The sequence below is a fragment of the Pseudomonas sp. RA_15y_Pfl1_P11 genome (assembly GCF_963970975.1).
Taxonomy (GTDB): Bacteria; Pseudomonadota; Gammaproteobacteria; order Pseudomonadales; family Pseudomonadaceae; genus Aquipseudomonas; species Aquipseudomonas tritici.
The window spans coordinates 1-22199 of record NZ_CAXAOY010000032.1 but is presented as its reverse complement, the minus strand read 5'-3'; the positions used below and the strand labels follow the sequence as shown (position 1 = coordinate 22199).

The following is a 22199-nucleotide window of genomic DNA, read 5'->3' as shown; positions in this document are numbered from 1 at the left end:
AGTCACTCAAGAGTCCGGCCAGATAGGCAGATTACCTGCTCATTAGACTGACTCCTGGCGCCCGGGCGCACCTTTGACGCGCGGCAGTCCTCCAGCCGAAGCAGACTAGTCGCCGACTGAATAACAAAATCCGGCGCCAGCACCTCACAGCGTGATGCAATCCCATACCCGTAAGCCGCCCAGCAACTCGCTACTCCAAGGTTGTGGAAGTACCCGAGATCGATCTCGGTGTCGCCGATCACCAAGACCCGGGCGTTGTCGCCGTGACGCATCCGAGTCTTGATCCGTTCAAGAAAGCTCTCTGGGCCCGGCTTGGGCGCGCGATCGTCGACAGTGATCGCCCGGTACATCAACTCGGCATTGCACACCTCGCTGCAGTGCCGGCCTTGAGGGTCCAGGAAAATCCGGGTATTGGCCCGGCTGCCGAACACCCACAACAATACCGAAAATGCCCCAGTGCGGGGCTTACGGTATAACCGCAGTGGTTGCTCTGCGCTCATCACCGAGTTGGTCGTGGTTCGGTACGCGGCCGGATAGTCACTCAGCATCCAGGTTCGGAACCATCGGCGTAGCGATGTGCGCGACGGTTTGCCCGTGAGGCTAAAGCACACTCAACGCAGAACGCAGATCATGAATCTCAAGACAGTCAGTCATCACCGTTGCTCGCTCAGGAACCTGCCGAGGCTGCCGGGATGGTAATCTCAGGCAACGGGCGAGCGGCTATCAGGATGAACACCACCAATAGCAGTGCACAGCGCGCGCCCAAGATGATAGATGCCGCTTAACTCTGATAAAGGTCGAACAACAGCCCCTCGACACTGCCGCCGATCATGGCTGCCCCCACCGCAATGTACAGCGAGCCCTGGATCGCCCCCAGATTCGCCGTGCCAAATCAATTGGCGGCCACCGATGGGTAAAGGGATATGCAGCCACCGTTGACCACGCAAAAAAAAAAAATGGCGAACAGCGCCAGCGTGACAAATGTATGGCACTCAGACACAGCAGATTGAGCAGCACCAGCGTGAATGTCAAAACGATCAGCAGGCGACGCGCGCCCATCCGGTCACCAACGCTGCCTAGGAGCAACCGGCCGGCGACGCTGCCTGCGCCGAACAGTCCGATCAACAAGTTCGCCAGGGTGGCGGAAATACCAAACTGTCGCGCTTAGGGGTTGACGTGAACCAGCGCGAGAAACAGCCCGACCGAGCCAAAGAAAACTGCCCCGAAATACCAGCAGAATCGCCCCGTACTCGCAGCCTAAGCCAGGCACATGCCAATGGGCTCCGCATGACGCCCGTGGTACAAGGATCTATAGCGTGTCGGAGCACGATGTTCGGGCGCTGATCCGCACCGTGGTCAACCGCGACGCTCAGCGGCAAGCCATCAGCTTCTTCGCCGACCTTACCCAGATGTTTAGCTGGGCTAGAAAGCCTCAGCCTTGGCGTGCCTTATTAGTCGAGGACGATCCGACGGAACTGGTCGACATCTCCCCCTTGATGCCTGCCGACTACGAGACAGAACGAAGCCGCATCCTTTCCCCGGCTGAGCTGGTGGAACTGCACAACTGCTTCCAGCAAATGACCGCCAATTACGACGCCCTCTCCACGGGCCAAAAATACGACGGCATTCGACCGCTAAAGAAGGAAACGCAACTCGCGCTCTGGATCAGCCTGGGCACGCTATGCAGGATTCCCGAGTTGCTGCAGGCCGAATGGAAAAATGTCTATCTGGACCAGCAGACCTGGTTCCTCTCCACCGAAAATGTCAAAGGCACAAGCGCCAAGAAACAGGACCACCTTATGTTCGTCTCCCCTTTTGCCCTGCATTTCTTTCAGGAACTTAAAAGCCTCACGGGACATTCGCAATGGTGCTTTCCGAACAAGCAGGATGACGGACATGTGGATGTGAAAGTGGTGAGTAAACAGGTCGGCGATCGCCAGGTTAGGTTCAAAAACCGCAAGGCCCTTTCAAGACGGAGTGATGACGACACGTTGGTGCTTGCCGACGGCCAGAACGGTGACTGGACGCCGCATGACCTGCGCCGCGCGGGCGCGACCATGATGCAGGCCTTGGGGGTCAGCCTGGACGTCATCGATCGCTGTCAGAGCCATTTGCTGGCCGGCTCGCGGGTGAGACGCCACTACCTGCACCACGATTATGCCGTAGAGAAGAAGCGCGCCTGGAACCTGTTGGGCGATCGATTCAGTGTCGGGCTGTCATCAATTGACGAGCACCCGCCAAACGAGTTGATGTTGTCTTTCCAGCTTAGACCGCGACTGGATCTCTGCCGCCTCATAAGCCGGTGTCTTTAGGCTGGTTCCTCATAGTTTCGTGGACATAGCGAGCATTCTTCGTTGCGAAGAGAACGTCCGCGATTTGGAGATGATCGGTCCATGGCAAGCAACGCGCGAGGCGAATACAGATATCGCCTTGCCGGGGTATATGGGCGCCGCCATTCCCCGGCAATCCGGAACACACATATGTCAAAAACCGTGTTGGCTGAATAACGTGCAGCGCCTCTTACACATGCACTTTCAATCTGTCCGGCCACTCACTTTCCGCCTGTCACATCAAGGAAGGTGCCGGTGGTAAACGACGCCTCGGCGCTGGCCAGCCACAAAATAGCCCGCGCCACTTCTTCAGGCTGGCCTCCTCGGCCCATGGGTATCGAGTCCTTGACGCGATCCACCCGTCCCGGCTCGCCGCCGCTGGCATGCATGTCAGTGTAAATATGCCCGGGGCGTATGCAGTTCACGCGGATGCCCTCACGGGCAACTTCCTTGGCAAAGCCGATCGTGAAGGTTTCAAGCGCTCCCTTGGAGGCTGCGTAGTCGACGTATTCGTTCGGGCTACCGAGACGGGCCGACGCCGAGGATATATTGATCACCGAGCCACCACGGCCATGGTGCCGATACGACATACGCTTGATCGCCTGCTGCGCACACAAGATCGGGCCGATGGCATTGACCGCGAAGATACGCTGCAGTCGCTCGATCCCTAGGTTCTCCAGCCGAGACTGGCGCGCCAATACTGCAGCATTATTCACTAACACATCAAGACGGCCGAAGTACTGGTCGATTGCCGCGAAAAGGTGTACGACCTGTTCCGGATCTGCGCTATCGGCACGCACGGCTAGTGCGCGTCGCCCTATGGCTTGCACATCGACCACTACTGCGGCGGCAGCCGACTCATCGGCAATAAAGCTTATCGCTACATCGTAACCCTGGGAAGCCGCGAGCCGCGCCGTTGCGGCACCTACGCCGCGACTTCCTCCGGTGATCAGAATCAGGGGTGCTTGTGAGGCTATCTTCATGGTGTGAACTCTCATGTAGTGGAACAAATAATCGGGACTAGCCCTTTGCCGGTGGCCTTCAACTCATAATGATGGTGCCCAGAGCGATCATCATGCACGCCAGTATCTGTCTGACGGTTAACGTCTCCCCCAGGAAAAATAGCCAATCAATGCTGCGAACAGCACGCTGGTTTCGCGCAACGCCGAGACCGCACCCATGGGGGCATCAGACATGGCATAGATGACGATGCCATAGGCCAAAAGAGACACCAGGCCACTCACGACTGCCGTCATCACGCCGGGGCGAGGGCTCAACAGACTGCGGGGGCCTCGCCGGCCGATATACACCGCCGGCATCAGCACGATAAGCCATCGGAGCGCCGGACAGGCGCGCGCCGATACCGTCGGTAATGCTCTAGGTAGCGATGAAACCTCCGGTGCCTAACGAATAGGACAAGCCGGGCAACGCCAACTGCCCCTTGCTGCAGGCCAGTGAAATAATGCCGCCTGATACCAGGGCGATGCCCATCAATGCGCTGGCCTGGACACGCTCCCCGGCAAATATCCCCGCAGCGAGCGTGATCAGGATCGGCGAAGAGCCCCGTGCCACTGGATAGGTTTGCCCCAGGTCGCCCGCGCGGTAGCTGCGCACCCAAAAACAGGTTGTAGTCTAGATGCAACAGTGCTGACAGCATGGCATAGGGCCAGTTGGCTCTGGCAGAAGCGGCCATGAACAGGGCAGTGATAGCGCTGGCGATAGCCACGGCCAGGCACATGATGGTCATTAACCAGAGCCGGTCGCTACCGCCGCGCAGCAGCGCATTCCAGGTGGTATGCAGCAAGGCAGCGAACAACACGAGTGAAGTGATGTGGATAGGCATGCGCCATGTTAGGCCGCCGATACGCGTCTGCGACAGCGAAGTCTACTCATTGCAGCATGAGTAAACTCTCATGTCGCATCACAGCCCATAGGCCAGCTGGGCGTGGGTAGCCTGCTCACTCAGCCAGTGGCGGAAGATTGCTATGTGAGGTTGTGCTTCAATGCCCTTAGGGCAGACGAAGTAATAGGCGACCGGGGAAGGGAACGGCACATTGAACAGCTTGACCAGGCTACCGGCGGCGATTTGCGCTTCGACATGGCCGCTGCGGGCCAGGGCGATTCCCTGGCCCAACAAGGCGGCTTCGACGGTCATGTTGGTGTCGGCAAACCTAACACTCTCCTGGAGGGTGTAAATGCCCAGCCCAACATGTTGAAACCATATCTCCCATTTTGGCACCAGGTCAGCGCCGTCGCGGGTCAGCAAGGGGTAACGCAATAACTCGGCTGGCTGGCGGGGTAGGCCGAAGCGTTTGAGCAGCTCGGGGCTGGCCACGGGAAAGATGTGTTCGCGGAACAGGAACTCCGAGTAAAGGCCTGGATAATTTCCTGTGCCCAGGCGAATCGCCACATCGGGGTCTGTGCTGGAGAACTTGATGGCTTTGTCACTGGTGTCCAGCGTCACCAATATCTCAGGGTGTTGTTGGGCCAGGCTCGACAACCGTGGAAGCAGCCACTTCAGGGCGTAGGAATAGGTGGTACTGATCTTGACCCGAACTCTGCCCTTGTGCTCCCGCAGTTCGGCGAGCGTGGCCTCAAGACTCATGAAGAACTCACGCACGATAGGGGCCAGGGCCGCCCCGGCGGGAGTCAGGGTCAGGGACTTGCCCCGCTCGAACAACTTCAGGCCCCAGATGTCCTCGAGGTACTTGAGCTGATGGCTGACGGCGCTTTGGGTGATATGCAGCTCCTCGGACGCCGAGGTGAAGGTGGCGTGCCGCGTGGCCACCTCAAAGGCGCGCAAGGTGGCTGTCGGTGGCAGATGTCTCATGGCAGGGTTCTCAGCGGACGTTTATGCGCGCGAGTTATGAGTGAGAGTTCATGTTAGAGCCTGGCGGCCTGCTGCCGAAAGTACTGGAAAAACGCCGCCATCGGCCAACCCAGATTGCGTTAGCCGTTCTGCGGCGTATCCGCGCGACTGAGGCGTGCGTAAATGTGGTCGACCACGGGGGTAACTCTACAATCGTGTCGATCACGTAGTGCGGGCCAGAAGGGGAAACATCTGGCTGATGTTGGCACGCTCGGCGACCAGTTCGTCAGCGGGCAACGCCTTATATTGATCGTACGCCAATTCAAATGCATTACCCGAGCAGGTAGGCGCGACCGTACACCTTCCAACACTATGACCTACCAGGATAACGGGCCAGCTATCGTCGATCTTTACGCATACAGCGACTTCGCCGCTACCAAGGCAATGACATTGGCCAGGGCGCGCCGGATACGGGCGCCCTTGGAAAAAACTAAACGACGAAACACCCGCTGAACGATTTAGCCAATTTGTTGCGTCGGCCAATTGAATCCACAGCCAGAAGCCGACATTGCAACCGACGTCGTACTTCAAAAGCTTCAGCAGAAGTATCGGACAACAGTTAGCAAGCGGATCGTCCACTGAGTACTAGCCGCTTATTTAAGTGGTTTCGTTGGCGAAAGCGTCTGCCCTATCCCTGACAGCGAGCCTCAGGAACCAAGCAGCCGATGAGACAGTCGGCTGGCCCCGGGCGGGCGGCCCGTGATGCGTTTGAATGCACGGCTGAAGGCTGCTTGAGAGGTGTAACCGAGGTTCTGCGCCACGGTTTCGATGGGGACCCTGTCTTGGATCAGCCACTGACTGGCGAGGTGCATCCTCAATTCGGTGGCATAGCGTAGTGGCGGCGTTCCGATTGTTGCCTGGAAGCGTTCAGCAAAGACAGAGCGGGAGGAATTGCACTCCTCTGCCAGCTCCGACACTGTCCAATTGCGACCCGGGTGACGATGGAGCGCCAGAATGGCGCGGGCCAGTCTGGGGTCACGTAGCGCAGCGACCAAGCCAGACGCATCGTCACAACCACATTCAACCCAACCCCGTACGATCATCGCGGCGACTACATCAGCAAGACGGGCGAGAATCCCGGCGAAGCCGATGCGACCCGAGCAGATTTCTCCTTTCATGGCGGCGAGTATCGGAATGAGCCCGGGGTAACGATCGCTTGTGGCATCGACGGCCATCAGGCCCGGCATCAAGGGCCCCAGCCCCTGCATTCCACCAAGATCGAACTGCATGCAGCCGTAAAAAAGAATGGTGCTGGGAATGGCGCTGGTCGTAGGGCACAGGTTGACGGCGCTGACTGTATCACCCAAAGGCGCCGACTCGAAGTAGCTGATGTCCTGGATCGGTTCCCCCACGCGGGACAGAAGCTGATGCGCCGCGCCCTGAGGCAGGAACACCGCATTCCCTGCGGACAATTCATGCAGCACGCCATCTTCCGTGCGCAGCACAGCAGAGCCGACAGCGAGGTAGTGAAAGTAGGCATGTCCAGGCTTGGCGTTCAAGCTGATGCCGAACGATGGTCCGGTTTGGATGCGACGGTACTGGACGCCACGCAGGCGCATGCCGGTCAGTAATTCGCTGATGAGATCGGAAGAAAGGGCGAAATGCTCAGACATGTTTATTCCGGTGTTTTGATCAATAACTACAGACGCTCCATCATAGTTAATCCTGATTTTGATGCCTAGACTTGGGTTCGCGTCAATTTTAGGGAGATATTTATAAATGAATAGCAGCGTATGTAACACCGGATCCGATATCGACCATGGCAGTTTTGATGATATAGAACCGAAGATGCCGGCGTGGATGGCGGTATTCTCGCTGGCAATGGGTGTGTTCGGATTGCTGACCGCCGAGTATCTTCCGGCCAGTCTGCTGACCCCCATGGCCACCGACTTGGGTGTATCCGAAGCTATCGCGGGACAAGCGGTGACGGTGACTGCCGTCGTGGCACTGTTTGCCGGATTGCTGGTACCAGGCTTCACGCGAACGCTTGACCGACGCACAGTGCTTTTGGGGTTTTCAGTCCTCATGATTGCATCCAATCTGCTGGTTGCCTTGTCGTCCAGCATATGGGTGCTGATGGTCATGCGTGTTCTGTTGGGGGTGGCACTGGGTGGTTTCTGGTGCATGGCCGCGGCCGTCGCAATGCGTCTGGTCCCGGCCTCGCTGCTCCCCCGCGCGCTGTCGATCATTTTCAGTGGTATTGCAGTAGGAACGGTCGTCGCGGTCCCACTTGGAAGTTACTTGGGCGGACTGTACGGCTGGCGCTCCGCTTTCCTCGCAGCGGCTGCCGCAGGCGGCATCACTCTGCTCTTCCAGTGGTTCACCCTGCCACACATGGCGCCGCGCAGTCCGGCACGACTCAGAACCGTGTTGGATGTGCTGATGCGTCCCGGCATTGCTATCGGCATGTTTGGTTGTGTACTTGCACACACAGGCCATTTCGCCCTGTTCACCTATATCCGACCATTTTTGGAAAGCACCACCGGAGTGGGTACGGATGGGCTCGCTCTTATGTTGCTAGGGTTCGGAGTGGCCAACTTTGTTGGCACGATGCTGACCGGGTGGCTGATTGCGCGCAGTCTGCGCGTGACCCTGGCGCTCATGCCTGCGCTGGTAGGGCTGGCAGCGCTGGCTCTGGTGTTTTTGCCTGCCTCAGTACCGGGGCAAGCGCTGTTGGTTGGGTTTTGGGGGTTGGCATTCGGGGGCGTCCCGGTGGCGTGGTCCAACTGGGTAGCACGTTCAGTGCCTGACCAGGCGGAAAGCGCGGGCGGGATGGTGGTGGCCTCGGTGCAGTCTTCCATCGCAGCGGGTGCCGCCGCGGGAGGAGCAATGTTTAGCTTCAGCGGCATCACTGGCGTCTTTATAGCTGGAGGGATCGTGATGCTGTTGTCTGCGCTGCTTATTGCATGGCGCGTCAAAGTCCAGCCGTCCCCTGTCGGCGATTCCACAGGTCTGGCGCTGCATCTTTAAGGCGTCGGGCCACTTTGGTTTTCGGTATCCCGACCGAATAACGTAGGGCTATCTCTCATCTTTAACCTGAGCAGCCACAAGGGAAGGCTTTGTACGGCGTATCATCAGATGACATATAGAATCACTAGTTGACACATAGAGCATTTGATCTTCTAATGAACTGGCGACCGGACGAACCCGGTCGCCGTTCTTGATAAAAACAATTTGGAGAACAGGCATGGTTGATTTGAATCCCTATCGCGGGCGCCTCAGGTCCTTACGCGCTGTAGGGCTTGGCAATGCGCTTGAATGGTTTGACTGGACGCTCTATGCGACGTTTTCTGTGTATCTGGCCCGAAATCTTTTTGATAAAACCGATGCGCGCTCTGCCATGCTCTCGACACTTGCGGTATTTGCAGTCGGGTTTTTTGCGCGCCCGGTGGGGGGACTGATATTCGGCCGGCTGGCAGACCGTCTTGGGCGACAGAAGATCATGCTGATCACCATGTCACTTCTGGCACTCAGCAGCGTTGGCATCGCAGTGATTCCAAGTTACGGCGATATCGGTTTGCTCGCTTCAATTGCACTGATGTTCTTTCGGCTGTTGCAAGGAATTGCCCACGGTGGCGAGACCGGGGTGTCGTACACCTATGTCGCCGAAATCGCTCCCAAAGAGCATCGCGGTTTATGGTCCAGTTCGATTTATCTGGGTGTCATTGTTGGCGTCATCGCGGCGACGATCGTTGCTGCTGCGTTAACGTCAATGCTCGGCCCGGACGCGATGAATGATTACGGCTGGCGTATCGGTTTCGGGATCGGCGGAGTGCTCGGTATTTATGTACTTTTCATGCGTCGTAACGTTGAGGAGTCGCATGTCTTTACAGCGCAGGAAGAGAAACGCCAACCCAGCCGAAAATTGTCGCGGGGCGAACTTTTCCGTATTGCCCGTAATCTGGTGATGCTCAACTGTTCAGCTAATCTGACCTATTACACCTGGGTGACTTTTGCCCCGGCGACCGCCATCACTCGAGGCATGGACCCCGGGGGCGCCTACCGCGCCAGCCTGTTTGCCATGATTCTGTGTGTGATCTGGTTACCGATCTGCGGAATGATATCGGACCGGATCGGTCGCAAACCGGTCATTGTCGCGTGGGGCATACTGGTTGTGTTGTTGACGTATCCGATCTCCGTCATGGTCACTACCGAGCCCCACACGCTGTTTTGGGCTCAGGTGATCGGTCTCGGCGCCTGGTCGTTGATTGCCTCGATTTTCCCTGCGGTGTTGTCGGAACAAGTACCGACCCAGGCACGCGCCCAGGGCGTCGGTTTCGTCTCGTCGGTCTCGGTTGCCCTGTTCGGCGGCACGGCCCCTTATCTAAATACTTACCTGACGGGCATCGGCCTGGAATATGTCTATAGCTACTACGTCATGAGCCTGGGACTAGTTGCTGTTGCCGCAGGATTTCTGATCCGCGAAACGGCGGGCGTTGACCTTTGCGAAATTGATGCACGGAACGTATCGACAAACATCGCTACGCCCTCCATGCCTGCAGCGAACACCCACCGCGACACAGCCCGTTAAACCTGAAGCCTCGCACTGCGCTTCGCCCACGGCGTGGCGCTTTTGGCTGGAATAGTTAAATACCTATGAGACATATCTCGCAACCCCTATCCGAGCTGTGTGAGGCCTCAGCGAGCGATCTCTGTGCCGCGTTTGCCAGCGCAGACGTATCCCCGGTCGAACTCGCCGCTGCTTGTCTGGCGCGAGCTGAAAGTATCAATTCTACGCTTAACGCATTTACGGTCATTGATCACGACGGAGCATTGGCGTCGGCGAAAGCTGCGCAAGTGCGCTGGAGTCGTGGGCAGCAACTGTCGGCCATCGATGGGATACCGATCACGGTCAAGGATCTGATCGCGTGCGAAGGCCTGGATGTTCGCTACGGCAGTCTTTCTGGGGGCCGTTCTCCCGCCATGTCGGATGCACCTTCCGTTCAACGGTTGCGAGCCGCTGGCGCTGTCATTCTGGGTTTGACGACAACGCCTGAGTTTGGATGGAAGGGAGTGACGGACAGCCCGCGCAACGGAATTTCACGCAATCCCTGGAATCCATCCATGACCTCGGGCGGTTCTTCAGGAGGCGCGGCGATTGCGGCAGCAACGGGAGCGGGCGTGCTTCATCTCGGCACCGATGGTGGAGGATCAATCCGCATTCCCGCCTCTTTTTGCGGTGTGGTTGGACACAAGCCCACGTTTGGCCGCGTACCGACGCACCCCGCCAGTACGTTCGGAACCCTGGCCCACGTAGCGCCAATGGCTAGAACCGTCGGCGACGTGATACTCATGCTCGACATCCTCAGCGGCCGCAGCTTGCGCGACTGGAGCCAACCACCGACGGCTTTTGCGGGCATCTGTGCCCGCCCATTCCAATGGAAAGGGGTGAAGATCGGGTATTGGGAAATGCCATGTATCGGGCCTGTGGATCACGAAGTCGACGCAATCGTGCGTTCCACAATCAATGCACTGGCGCAGGCGGGTGCAACCGTGGAACCGATTCGCCTTCCAGACCAGGACTCGTTGCCAGAGATGTTCAAAAATCATTGGTATGTGGGGGCCGCGGCGCGAATCGCTGGAATCGACGAAAACGCACAGACCCAATGTGATCCCGGTCTGCTTGCGGCAGCTGCGCTTGGGCGGGAACTCAGTGCGGTGGACCACGCAGGATCGCAAGTGGCAAGGGCACAATATGGCGCGAAGATGGATGCGCTTCTCGCCCAATACGACCTTGTGGTATCGCCGACGGTTGCCATCGCGCCGTTTGAAGCGGGGGCCGATGTCCCCGCAGCCCTCAGCTATACCAGTTGGATCGAGTGGGCATCGTTCACCTTTCCCTTTAACCTCAGCCAGCAACCCGCCTGCTCTGTCCCCTGCGGCCGCACACGTATGGGCTTGCCAGTCGGACTGCAGTTCATTGGAGCGCGGGGGGCCGATGAGAACGTTCTGATTGCCGCATTATCTTATGAAGAGATGTTTACCGAGCGCTTTCTGTCCAGTGGCGCCGCCTGGCCCTTGCGACCGCAAGCCTGTGCATGAGATCCCGGATCAGGTCCGCCCGGGCATTGCCTCCACGCATGGGCGAATCCGCTGATCGATTGCCAGATGAGGATCGCTGGCGCGATCCTCGATCATTAATTACCTATCGCATGCCGGGCCAATCCGAATACCCGGTAGCGTCACCTCCGTACCAGTATTCCTTGGGGGCCTCTGCCAGCGGCGCGCCGGCACGGAGCCTGTCGACGAGGTCGGGATTGGCGATGAACGGCCGGCCCAAACTGACCAGGTCGGTATTGCCCTGGGACACGGCCAGTTCGGCCAAGGCCAGCGTGTACTGATTGTTGGCTATGTAGGCGCCCCGAAAACGCTTGCGCAGCTGTTCAAAGGTCACCCCACCGGACTCCTCGCGACTCATTTGCGTGATGCCTTCAATGTCGTGGACGTAAAGCAATCCCAGATTGGATAATTTGTCCAGAAAAGTGCCGTATGTGTCCATCGTGTCGCTATCAAGCGGGGTGTCACCCGGCGTCGTGGTGATAGGTGAGATTCTGACACCGACACGATCCGCACCCCATACCCCGATCACCGCGTTAATGACCTCCAGGGGAAACCTCAAGCGATTATGAAGCGCGCCCCCATATTGGTCAGTGCGGTGGTTGGTACTGTCACGGATGAATTGCTCCAGCAAATAATTGTTCGCGCAATGCACCTCTACTCCGTCAAAACCTGCTAATTGCGCATTCACTGCGGCACGACGATAGTCCTCCACGATCAGCCCTATCTCGTCGGTCTCCAACGCCCGCGGGATGACAAAATCCTTCATTCCATCGTGCACCCGGATCTGCCCAGCCGGCTTCACGGCCGAGGGTGCCACCGGAAGTTCGCCACCCTGCATGTCGGGATGCGACATGCGGCCGGTGTGCCACAGCTGAAGGAAAATCTTCCCATCCTGCCGATGCACTGCATCGGTGATGCGTTTCCAGGCGGCCACTTGCGTGTCGCACCAGATACCCGGCGTTCGGGGATAACCACGGGCCTGCGCGGAAATATTCGTCGCTTCGGTGATGATCAGACCGGCCCCGGCGCGTTGCGAATAGTAGTCCGCAGCGTAGTGCGCAGGGACCCCGTCATCGTCGGATCTGCTGCGTGTCATCGGTGCCATGACAATACGGTTCTTCAGGTGTAAACCACCCAGGGTGACAGGCTGAAGGACCGGACTTTTATCAGGTGTATACATAGGATTTGCTCTTATCAGGCTGGGTTGATAAAGGCAGGATCCGGCGGTCCGACACTTTTCAGCTTTCGGTCGTGGCGGCACATTGTTGAATCCGTATACCGACCGCGCCGATCGTCTCGCCCGTTGCCGGAGTGATCTGCCCAAGCTGTAGAGTTTATGCAACACATGCGGCGCCAAGAAGGTGCCTTGTGAACCTATGACTGCGACTCACAGTCAGCGGGCCGCGGAATATAAGTCACCAGCGAAAGATCCGGTCGGCCGTGCGGGGTCAGCGCTATGTACGTAAACTCGATAGGTCCTGCCTTGGGATGCAAGAGGCGTTTACAGCCTTCATCGAACCCTTTCACATCCGTATCCGGCCACCAGTCACGGAACTCGGGGCTCAGGTCATTGAGTTCATTCACCAGCCTATCGAAAGGCGCCTTGTCATCGGCCTGAGCACGGGCTGCTCGGAAGGTGGAGATCATGCCTCGCGCCATGTTCTCCCAGTCCAGGATCAGCGTGCGGTAAGGCTGATAGAGGAATAAAAGGCGCAACGTATTGCGCTCGTCAGGTTGCAGCGATCCATAATCGACAAACAAAGCAGCGATAGCGTCATTCCAGGCGAGGATATCTAGCCGTGAGTTGCGAACATAGGCAGGTATCGGATCCATCTCCCGAACCAGCAATTTCAGACCGGAGCTTACCTCGCCGCTCATCGAGACCGGGCGCGCTGTGCGTGCTCCCAAAGCCAGTAAATGCGCAGCTTCCACGCTGTCGAGATTGAAGACTTTCGACAGCCGTTGCAGTGCTGCGGTCGAGGGTTTGATATCGCGCCCCTGTTCAAGCCACGTGTACCAGCTGACACTGACCCCGGCGAGCAATGCCACCTCTTCTCTACGAAGCCCGGGGGTCCGCCGGGGCCCTGGCGGGAGGCCAAAGTCCGCCGGGGTCAGACGCGCCCGGCGGCTGGCCAGGAAGACCCCAAGCTCGCGGCGTTGCTCATTGGATGATCTGTTCGACATGCGATGCCCGCCTGGATTTCGATCCGGAATTCACTCGCAGGAAGATCAGTCTCGCCGCAGGCTCGCACCGATCTCGGCGGCGGCCTTCAGGACGAGAGGAAGATGTTCCGGCTGACCATTGCTTATCGCAAATTGCGGGGTCAGGGTCGCAATGCTGACGCTGGCAACCAAGTCTCCCTTGTGATCCAGAATGGGCGCCCCAAGGCCTGACATACCAAGCGTGAAGTCATTAACCGCAAACTCCCACCCCCGCTGTCTGATGTCTGCCGCCGCTGATTCCAGAGCGACCGGATCGACCGTTGAGAGCTCGGTCGGACGCTCCAGCGGACCGTTCAGAACTTTGGCGCGCTCCTCGGCTGAAAGGTAGGCGAGTAGCACCCTGGGACCGCCGCTATGGTTCAACGAAACCCGGGTGCCAATGCCGGACCAGCGTGTGTGGATGTGCAAATCAGGCGAGTTGACTCTGTCCAGACAAAGGGCCGAACCATCGAAGTAAGTCCAGAGGAAAGCGGTCGCGCCAGTTTTTTCTGCCAGACGCGTAAGGGCTGGAGCCGCGATGGCGCGCAGATCGTTGCCATATTGCACGCCCGGCATCAGAAGCAGCACACCCGGGCCAAGGGCGTAGGTCTTTGTGGCATCGTCGAACTCGATGAAATCGCCGCCTGCAAGGGTATGTAACAGGCGACGCGTGGTTGCTTTGTCCAACTCTGTCAGTCGAGTCAGTTCTGCCAGCGACAATCGCAGAGCGTTAGGCCCAAATGCGCGCAGGATCATCATCGCGCGCTCCACCGCGCGCACTTTGGACAGTGGGCTGGCTGTCGTATCGGTCATGAAGTTACTCCAAATAAATGTTGAATTAGCCAGATCGTGTCACCTGATGACCCAATATATCATCAGTTGACATTAATGCAATGCCCGAGCTTAAATTCACGTAGTCCTATGTGCTCAGCCATTCGATCACTCATTACAGTTCGCGGAGTAAATACCTATGACCGAGATAAAGACGCTCCCGACATCCGAGAAGCAAGCCGGTGCCGACATCATCGTCAGCCAGACCTCAGCATCGCGCCAGGGCGCTCGCGAAACCTGGGTCGAGGTCCCAACAGAGGACGGGCCTGCAGCGGCTTGGTGCTACTGCGATCGCCACTCTTATTGGCCGGGTGACACAGTGCTGTTGCATGTGTCTTCAAACACCGATCAAGTCGCCCTGAGGATCTACCGCGATGGCGCTATGACGCGGACTGTGTACGAAACAACGCTTCTCGAAGCTCCCTTTCATGCCCTGCCCGACCGGGTCTATGAGCGTGGATGCAACTGGCCGGTCTTCTCGCAATGGACCATTGCCGGGAACACCCAGGCAGGCGCCTATGTGGTCGAAGTTGTCAATGCAGCAGGTGTCGTCCTCGGGCATCATCTGTTTTTCGTGAGGGCGATTCAAAAGCACTCGGACTCTTTAGTACTGGTAGCCGCAACTTCTACCTGGACCGCGTACAACGATTGGGGCGGTGCGAACCACTATTTCGGCATACATCCGGGCACAGCGCGAGGGCGCTCTCCCCTGCTGTCAACTCAGCGTCCCTGGGCGCGTGGACAAGTCTGGCTGCCAGCGGATGCGCCGCGTTCGATTAACGCCAGACGCCCGCAAAAACCGGGGCCTGCACGGTACGAATTCATCGAATGGGCTTCGCTCCACGGTTTCAGCAAATACTATGCACTCGCTGGATGGGCCTCCTACGAGCGTCCGTTCGTGATCTGGGCAGAAGAGCAAGGCTACTCGGTCGATATCATTACCCAGGAAGACCTGCATCGAGAGCCCGACGCCCTTGACGGCTATGCTTGCGCTGTTTTTGTCGGACACGACGAGTACTGGACCCGGGAAATGCGCGACCACGTGGATGCCTTTGTCGAACGCGGCGGGAACGTTGCACGCTTCGCCGGCAACTTCATGTGGCAGATTCGACTGGAGGATGACCACAAGCGGCAAGTTGCCTACAAGTACGATGCTCGCACGCTTGACCCCTTCGTTCGAATTGATCCCGCGAGACTGACAAGCGCATGGGAAGACCCTTTGGTGAACTACCCGGGCGCCAGCACATTTGGCGTGAATGGACTTCGCGGCATCTACGCGGGCTTTGGTGGCATGGCCCGACGCAGCCCGCGCGGATATCAAGTGTTCCGGCCGCAACATTGGTGTTTTGCAGACACGGGCCTTGCCTATGCGGATATGTTTGGCGAGGAGGCCAACATTTTCGGCTACGAAGTAGACGGGCTCGACTACAGCTTTGTCCAAGGACTTCCTGAACCACTGGGCACTGATGGTGCGCCCCTGGGGCTGGAAATCCTGGCCATGGGGTGGGCTACTTCTGCCGAAAATGGTCGGGGTGAAGATGCGTACTCTTTCATGCTTGGCGACCGCGATGCCCGGTACCGTGCATCTTTATTGGCGCCTGAGCTTTCGGAGGAAAGTGTCCGTCAGCACAGTCGCGGCACCGGCATGATTGTCCATTTCAACAAAGGAAAAGGAAAGGTTTTCACCGCCGCTACCTGTGAATGGGTGCACGGCCTCATGGTGAATGATCTATACACTGTGATGATAACTAAAAATGTCCTTAACCATTTTTCGCGCCCGTAAGATTAAATCCCTACCCGTTTTCTGATCATCTGTACCAAGTGTGTTGGCGCCGACGCCGACTTGACCTAGTCGCCGAGATGTCACTGACCCAGTGTGACTCTTCACGAACCATTGCCTGTTCTAGATTGGTGCCTATTTAAGTTGGGTAAATCATACATCGGCAATTCGGTCAATTTGGCGTCGGCGTCAACCCAAAACTGACATCGCGCGCCAGCCATCCGGCATTCAGTTTCTCAACCTTGAGCAAAACCTCACCAAGCTGTTGGTCGCGCGGAGGAAAGAGGTCGCTGAACTCTCGACCGATCATCATTTCGATCAGGTCACGCTCGGTAATGTCGGCCAGTTCCAGGGTGTCGACGGTCTTGCCACCCTTGAGCACCGTGGCACGATTGCAGATACGGAATATTTCATCCATGCGGTGCGAGACATAAACAATGCACGCGCCTTTGCGGCGGAACTCATCAAGAATCCTGAATAGCTTTTCTGCCTCATGAGAGGTCAGCACTGCCGTGGGTTCATCGAAAACCAGCACCGACGAATTACGCGACAGTGCCTTGCAGATCTCCACCGCCCGCTGATACGCCGCCGGCAAACTGCCGACAGGTTGGCGCGCATTGATATCGCTGAAACCCAGTTCATCGAGAATCGCCCGGGCCTGTTTACGCATCACCGTCCACTGCACGAATCCCTTGCTCTTGTCCAGATCATCGATGCAGATGTTCTAGGCCACCGACAAATGCGGAGCCAGGGCAAACTCCTAGTGGATGATCGAAGTACCCAGTTTGAGGTATCGCCAGGGTTGCGAATATCGACTTTTTCGCCGTTCAGGCTGACCCCTCCCATATTGCGCACATAGGCGCCGGACAGGATCTTTATCAAGGTCGACTTGCCGGCGCCGTTCTCGCCCATCATCGCGTGATTGTCCCCTCACCTGCCGAGAAACTCGCATTGTTTAGCGCGCCGATATACCGCCGAATTCTTTTGAGACATCGAACATCTCTACGGCAGGCTTGTGCATCGCATTCATACTGTTCACCGTCTATAAGCCGTCACCGTTCGAACTGTAACCTCCGACAAAAACGTGGTGGTCACAGGCCGGTTTGCGCATCATCGATTTGCTGATTACCTCGTTGGTGTTCTCGATCCTCATCGAAATTGCTGGTTTGCTGCTGTTCTGGGGCGATCAGGGTTGGCGACACAGCCAGGCCATGTTGAATAGCAAATTGGGATGGCTCAGCGAGCACTTCAAAGCTTCACTCATCCTCCAACAACCTGGACAAACGATTGGCCGGTGGCTGGATTTCCTCAATCAGTGGCTGTTGGTTAAGACTGGCTTTGCGGATTTTGCCCGGCACGCGCGGGTGTCGAGCCAGGGAAACGGCTCTTGGCGCTGGGTCAACCAACTCTACCTGAGCGTTGAAGATTTTGTGCTGGCAGCGGTGTATATGGCCTTTACCTTCGTGGTGCGTCTGACCATTCTGGTCCTGGCCACGCCGCTGTTCTTGCTGGCCATGTTCACTGGTTTTGTCGATGGTTTGATGCGCCGTGACCTGCGCAAATTTGGAACCGGGCGAGAAAGCAGTTTTGTCTATCACCGCGCTAAACGAGCATTGATACCGCTGCTGATCGTGCCTTGGGCGTTTACTTCTCCTTGCCCTTTTCGCTTAACCCCATAGCTATTTTTTTCCTAGCGCGGTGATGCTAGGAAAAGTCTGATTATCTGATCGGGCGAGTTTTTTTGAATCTCAGGCCGAGAGGGCATCAAAAATCGATGCCTACTTCGGAGCTTCCCTAGAGCCACTTTCCCAGTCAGTTTTAAATTCATTTATTGCTCCTCAAACTAAGCATAGTTAATAACATAGCTCTGAGTGACATGGCATAATCAAGGCGATTTGGTGAGTTGAGTAGCGCCCCATCATCTGAACTGGGGCGGGGCGAATTTGTATTTATTGACAGTGCATAGCCACAAGCTACCTAGAAGCACACGTCGAACAACGATCAGAAGCTATATGTCACCTTCAGGCTGCCAGTGGGCGATGTTTTTCGTTGAACAATTGGACTATTTCGTGCATCACCAGCCAACTGCGTAAAACCTGCTGCGGCAACTACGCTCCAGTCTTGATTAAGCTTGTGCATCCAGTCCATATTCAGTGAATAGGAATAAATTCCAGACTTGGCATCATATCGAGTAACCCCCGATGCGGCCGACTGTGATGCACTTACCCCGTAGTAAGTCTGCATGTACTTGCTGGTCCCCCAACTACTGGTCAGCGCCAGCGTCACAGCGTTTTTCGATGACGTATAGAGCGGGCTGACAATGCTGAAATGCAGGGCCTCACCATTGCTTCGCTGAGAAAACGGCACTTCAGCCTGCAATTGCAAATTAAGCCAGTCGGTCACCTCGTATCCTAGGCCAGGCAAACCGATAGCTGAGCCCTTAACGTCACCCATACCTCGCAAGTAGTCGCTACCATAGCTGAGCGAGTCGTTATCCACGTCACGATCCTTTCTGCCTGCGCGATAACTCAGCGCAGCGCTGTAATCAAATTTGCCGATGTTGTTACCGTAACCGATACCACGCGTGGAGCTGACGAAGAAACCATTTACCATAGAGTAATCAATCACTAGGGCCGTCGTGATTCGGCTTTGATCCGAACCAGAATAACGTGGCGCAACATCTACGCTTCCTCCTAGGGTCAACTCGTTGCCCTGTTTCTGTTCTGCTGCCAGTATTGGGGTTGCCAATAACGCGAGGACAAATCCTGACAAAAATTTTTCCAGGGTATGCCCCGAGAGTGAATGGAGGAACTTATGACTCAGTTCGATGCTTCTCATTAAGGAAGTCCTTGTGGGTTCAACTGACTACGATACAAGCGGTTTTAAACGCCAGAACGCTCAGTTTGAATGCTGACCCTGAAGTTCTCATGAGCCAAAAATGAAGAAATACTGAAGCTAGTACCAGTTCTGCAAACCTGATAGATTTACTGGCACCGTTTTTTTCTTCAGACGTTCTTCATTCACTGTTGATAAAATCACTATTGTGAAAATTCTCCTAATCGAAGACGACATCGATCTCGGCAATGGCGTACGTATTGCCCTTACAGACCAAGGATTAGATGTCATATGGGTTCGCCGTAAAGTGGATGCTCTGCATCAACTCGATCTATGCGTGCCAGAACTTGTATTGCTCGACCTCGGCCTGCCCGACGGTGATGGCATGAGCCTGATGGCGCGTCTGCGTCAGCAGCTCAAGGGGATCCCCGTCATCATCCTGACTGCTCGGGGCACTCTGCAAGATCGCTTGACTGGGCTGGATGCCGGTGCAGACGACTATCTCGTCAAACCTTTTGTTCTCGCTGAGTTATTGGCCAGGGTGAGAGCACTTGTGCGGCGCAGTTACGGTTTTCAGAATGAGGTGATAGAGATTCGAGGGCTATCTCTCCATGTGCCGACTCGTCGCGTGACAGTGAGCGAAAGTCATGTTGATTTGACGGCAAGTGAATACGCGCTGCTTGAAACGTTAATGTTGCGTTCTGACCGTGTTCTGACCCGTAGTTTTCTGGAAGAAAGGATCTTCGGTGCAAAAGAAAATATGAGTAATGCGCTCGATGTACATATGGGAAATTTGCGTCGCAAAATTGGTGATGGCTATGTGCGAACTGTGAGAGGTGTGGGGTTTGTCATTGAAACCGTACCCATTCAGAAGGGGGCAGGTTGATGCGTAATTTTTGGCGCTATCTGAGAATTCCAACGCTCATACGGCGAATTATGATCTCCCAGATGCTATTACTCACGCTGCTTTGGTGTATTTTTCTGACCTACATTTTATGGAATAACTTACGCAGCCCTCCAATGCTATCAGGCAACAAAACCTATGAAACCATCCTGACATTGGTGGATCGTATGGGGGATCGCCCGCACGATCTAACCGATGTGCTGGAAACATTCAGCAAGGCATTGCGGGAAGGCTATGGCGGAGGTGAAGACCCAAAAATGTCAATCAGCCTAATCGTTCGGAAGAATAAAGAGATAATTTATTCATCTGATGGCGCTCCAGTAGGAGTGACAAACACCGATTATGGGATGATTCAGAGTGTTCAGAGTAACGGCCGCACCTGGACTAGTCGTACTCTGAAGTCTAGGAGATCCGACACAGAGGTGACACTGCTCACTCCTGCTGGCGGTTGGAACTTCTTCATATACCTGAACTCGCGCGGATACTACATATTACCGCTACTGGTATGCATTCCTTTTCTTTTGTTTCCTGCGTGGCTGTCAATCCGCATTGCAATGCGTCCCTGGAACAAGGTGGCAAATGAAGTTTCCCTCCGAACACCAGAAGATCTTTCTCCCTTAAAAGCAGTTCCAAAGCACAAGGAGCTTCGCCAAATAGTCGACGCGATTAATATATTCCTTGCCAGGGTACGAGAAAGCACTGAAAGGGAACGGACTTTCATTGCAGATGCCGCTCACGAACTGCGTACTCCCCTGGCTGCAATGCGAGTCAATGTTGAAGCTTTGCAGTCCGATGTAAGCAACGTTAGTCGACAGGAATTGCTTGCAGGGATTATTCGTAGCAATAGCCGTGCTGCTCGTCTCATCAATCAGTTGCTGCTGCTGATGCATAGTGAAGCGCGCATTGACACTGCTATGGAGCCTGTGCCGCTGACGACGCTCATACAAGAGCGAATGGCTGAGTTGGCACCGCTAGCTGCTGAGAGCCGAATTGAGCTTGAATTCTACTCTCATGATGAAGTCTGGATTACAGGTGTCAGGGAACGCCTGATGTCGCTGATCGACAACTTAATTGAAAATGCTGTGAAGTACAGTCCTGAAGGCGGGCGGGTTGAAGTAGAGGTACGATCGTTAGAAAAATCCATTCAATTGCGTATCTCAGATGCAGGGCCCGGAATCATGGTTGAATTGAAGGAGCGGGTGTTCGACAGATTTTTTCGTGATCCCAATCAGATACAAAGCGGGAGTGGATTGGGGCTTGCAATAGTCAAAGCGGTTGCGCAGCAACACAACAGCAGTGTTTTACTAAGTACGTCTGCAGAAGGTGGGCTCATGGTTATTGTTGATATCCCAAATCACAATTCCGTCTGAAAGAGAACGCAATTTTAGTCCCAATCATGCGTAGGACACTTACCAGAATAATGGAGCATAAATTGAAATATTTGGCCCTGACTACAATATTATTTTCTATATCACTTAGCGGATGCGCCATAACCGTCAGCGATTTGAAAAACAGCAAATCATCCTTAGACGGCAGTTTCATTAGCAAGACGGGGTCCTCCGATACTTATCGAACCATAAGGCACATGGCAAGGCAGTGTATGGAATATGAGACATATTCAGGAAATCCGGTCATCGTATTAAGCGAGTTTGACGGTGAGCGTAAAGAAGGTGAGATCACTCAAAAGTTTCTTTCAGAAGGACTGTTGATCAACAACACGCTAATTCAGATAGAAAGTCATGATGGTGACAAAGCTAAGATCAGCCTATACACAACCAAGAATATCTTGAGTACGGGCATCAGGTCGCCAAAAGTGAGTGATATCAAGCGCTGGGCTGATGGCGATAGAAATTGCTAACACGACACTCTCGTACAACTCAGCAATACCTCGAAGTGTAGTGGTCAACTGATCCCGGACACGACGTTAAGTTTTTTCTCAGCCTGAGCCGGTGGCAGCCCACCATTAAATTGGTGCGGTCGAATCCAGTTGTACCGGTGCATCAAAAAATGGCTGATATCCCGCTGAGCTTGTTGGACCGTCGTGTAGCCCATGGTCGGTATCCACTCGGTTTTCAGGCTCCTGAACACCCGCTCCATCGGCGCGTTATCCCGTATCCGCTCCACGAACCCCACATTCCAAACGAATAGCTGACAGCTGATGCTCTGCTCCCGATTTCCCTTAGGAGCCCGCAACCATGATGCGTCCCGACGCCAAGGTCGAAAAAGTCTATCTCTACCCCAAACCTGTCGATTTCCGAAAGTCCATCGACGGCCTCGCCGCCCTGGTTGAATTGGATATCAAAGTGGCAGTGTTCGATCCCGTGCTTTTTGTTTTTCTGAATCGCCCCCGTAATCGGGTGAAAATACTTTATTGGGAGCGCAACGGCT

At 55.8% G+C, this 22199-nt stretch carries 19 protein-coding genes and 4 pseudogenes; 10 read left to right on the top strand and 13 right to left on the bottom strand.

The window, feature by feature from the left end; genetic code table 11:
• Positions 1–2: 2 nt before the first annotated feature.
• Entirely contained in the window at positions 3–548 is a 546-nt protein-coding gene (locus AACY44_RS26790) for an HAD family hydrolase (protein ID WP_339531431.1), read from the bottom strand.
• A 280-nt stretch (positions 549–828) separates the two neighbouring features.
• Positions 829–1125, bottom strand: a complete 297-nt coding sequence (locus AACY44_RS27885) for a hypothetical protein (RefSeq protein WP_445261935.1) — start codon at positions 1123–1125, stop codon at positions 829–831.
• Positions 1126–1301: 176 nt separating this feature from the next.
• Between AACY44_RS27885 and AACY44_RS26785 the strand changes: the two are divergent.
• Positions 1302–2341, top strand: a pseudogene (locus AACY44_RS26785) (tyrosine-type recombinase/integrase); the annotation flags it as partial.
• A 210-nt stretch (positions 2342–2551) separates the two neighbouring features.
• Here AACY44_RS26785 and AACY44_RS26780 read toward each other — a convergent pair.
• The 4 genes and pseudogenes from AACY44_RS26780 to AACY44_RS26765 form a co-directional block, all read right to left on the bottom strand.
• Entirely contained in the window at positions 2552–3313 is a 762-nt protein-coding gene (locus AACY44_RS26780) for an SDR family oxidoreductase (RefSeq protein WP_339531427.1), read from the bottom strand.
• 58 nt (positions 3314–3371) lie between these two features.
• Positions 3372–4173 (bottom strand): annotated as a pseudogene (locus AACY44_RS26775) (EamA family transporter).
• A gap of 78 nt (positions 4174–4251) precedes the next feature.
• The gene (gene gcvA, locus AACY44_RS26770; RefSeq protein ID WP_339531425.1) at positions 4252–5160 is read right to left on the bottom strand and encodes a transcriptional regulator GcvA; all 909 of its coding nucleotides are present in this window, start codon (positions 5158–5160) and stop codon (positions 4252–4254) included.
• A gap of 686 nt (positions 5161–5846) precedes the next feature.
• A complete protein-coding gene (locus AACY44_RS26765) occupies positions 5847–6812 on the bottom strand; it encodes an AraC family transcriptional regulator (RefSeq protein ID WP_339531424.1) in 966 nt (321 codons plus the stop codon).
• A 106-nt stretch (positions 6813–6918) separates the two neighbouring features.
• On the opposite strand from AACY44_RS26765, the gene AACY44_RS26760 reads away from it, so the two are divergent.
• The 3 genes from AACY44_RS26760 to AACY44_RS26750 all read left to right on the top strand — a co-directional run bounded on the left by AACY44_RS26760 (position 6919) and on the right by AACY44_RS26750 (position 11241).
• Positions 6919–8169 carry an MFS transporter gene (locus AACY44_RS26760; protein WP_339531422.1) on the top strand — a complete coding sequence of 417 codons (1251 nt, stop codon included), beginning with the start codon at positions 6919–6921 and terminating at the stop codon, positions 8167–8169.
• Between the two features lie 217 nt (positions 8170–8386).
• The gene (locus AACY44_RS26755) at positions 8387–9730 is read left to right on the top strand and encodes an MFS transporter (RefSeq protein ID WP_339531420.1); all 1344 of its coding nucleotides are present in this window, start codon (positions 8387–8389) and stop codon (positions 9728–9730) included.
• 65 nt (positions 9731–9795) lie between these two features.
• Entirely contained in the window at positions 9796–11241 is a 1446-nt protein-coding gene (locus AACY44_RS26750) for an amidase (protein WP_339531418.1), read from the top strand.
• 103 nt (positions 11242–11344) lie between these two features.
• Here the strand turns inward: AACY44_RS26750 and AACY44_RS26745 are convergent, their stop codons facing one another.
• From AACY44_RS26745 to AACY44_RS26735, 3 genes are all read right to left on the bottom strand, one after another.
• Positions 11345–12439 (bottom strand): alkene reductase, encoded by a 1095-nt coding sequence (locus AACY44_RS26745; protein WP_339531416.1) that lies wholly within the window; start codon positions 12437–12439, stop codon positions 11345–11347.
• A 194-nt stretch (positions 12440–12633) separates the two neighbouring features.
• Positions 12634–13443, bottom strand: a complete 810-nt coding sequence (locus AACY44_RS26740) for a helix-turn-helix transcriptional regulator (protein ID WP_339531414.1) — start codon at positions 13441–13443, stop codon at positions 12634–12636.
• 45 nt (positions 13444–13488) lie between these two features.
• A complete protein-coding gene (locus tag AACY44_RS26735) occupies positions 13489–14274 on the bottom strand; it encodes an IclR family transcriptional regulator (protein ID WP_339531412.1) in 786 nt (261 codons plus the stop codon).
• A 157-nt stretch (positions 14275–14431) separates the two neighbouring features.
• Here AACY44_RS26735 and AACY44_RS26730 point away from each other — a divergent pair, with 157 nt between their 5' ends.
• Positions 14432–16075 (top strand): N,N-dimethylformamidase beta subunit family domain-containing protein, encoded by a 1644-nt coding sequence (locus tag AACY44_RS26730; RefSeq protein ID WP_339531410.1) that lies wholly within the window; start codon positions 14432–14434, stop codon positions 16073–16075.
• 169 nt (positions 16076–16244) lie between these two features.
• On the opposite strand, the gene AACY44_RS26725 is transcribed toward AACY44_RS26730, so the two are convergent.
• Both AACY44_RS26725 and AACY44_RS26720 read right to left on the bottom strand, forming a co-directional pair.
• A complete protein-coding gene (locus AACY44_RS26725; protein ID WP_339531409.1) occupies positions 16245–16742 on the bottom strand; it encodes a hypothetical protein in 498 nt (165 codons plus the stop codon).
• On the bottom strand, positions 16742–16984 hold the full coding sequence (locus AACY44_RS26720) for an ATP-binding cassette domain-containing protein (protein ID WP_339531450.1): 243 nt from the start codon (positions 16982–16984) through the stop codon (positions 16742–16744). The genes AACY44_RS26725 and AACY44_RS26720 overlap by 1 nt, the downstream gene beginning before the upstream one ends.
• Before the next feature lie 191 nt (positions 16985–17175).
• Here AACY44_RS26720 and AACY44_RS26715 point away from each other — a divergent pair.
• Positions 17176–17791, top strand: a pseudogene (locus tag AACY44_RS26715) (TIGR03747 family integrating conjugative element membrane protein); the annotation flags it as partial.
• A 282-nt stretch (positions 17792–18073) separates the two neighbouring features.
• On the opposite strand, the gene AACY44_RS26710 reads toward AACY44_RS26715, so the two are convergent.
• Entirely contained in the window at positions 18074–18910 is an 837-nt protein-coding gene (locus tag AACY44_RS26710) for a MipA/OmpV family protein (protein WP_339531407.1), read from the bottom strand.
• Between the two features lie 205 nt (positions 18911–19115).
• Here AACY44_RS26710 and AACY44_RS26705 point away from each other — a divergent pair, with 205 nt between their 5' ends.
• From AACY44_RS26705 to AACY44_RS26695, 3 genes are all read left to right on the top strand, one after another.
• Entirely contained in the window at positions 19116–19793 is a 678-nt protein-coding gene (locus tag AACY44_RS26705; RefSeq protein WP_339531405.1) for a response regulator, read from the top strand.
• Complete coding sequence (locus AACY44_RS26700) at positions 19793–21181, top strand: sensor histidine kinase (protein ID WP_339531403.1); 1389 nt, start codon at positions 19793–19795, stop codon at positions 21179–21181. Before AACY44_RS26705 ends, AACY44_RS26700 begins: the two co-directional genes overlap by 1 nt.
• A 62-nt stretch (positions 21182–21243) precedes the next feature.
• Positions 21244–21669, top strand: coding sequence for a hypothetical protein (locus tag AACY44_RS26695; RefSeq protein ID WP_339531402.1), 426 nt, complete (start codon positions 21244–21246; stop codon positions 21667–21669).
• A 44-nt stretch (positions 21670–21713) separates the two neighbouring features.
• Here the strand turns inward: AACY44_RS26695 and AACY44_RS26690 are convergent.
• Positions 21714–21920 (bottom strand): annotated as a pseudogene (locus tag AACY44_RS26690) (integrase core domain-containing protein); the annotation flags it as partial.
• Positions 21921–22006: 86 nt separating this feature from the next.
• Between AACY44_RS26690 and tnpB the strand changes: the two are divergent.
• A partial coding sequence (tnpB, locus tag AACY44_RS26685; protein ID WP_339531400.1) for an IS66 family insertion sequence element accessory protein TnpB occupies positions 22007–22199 on the top strand: 193 nt, incomplete at its 3' end.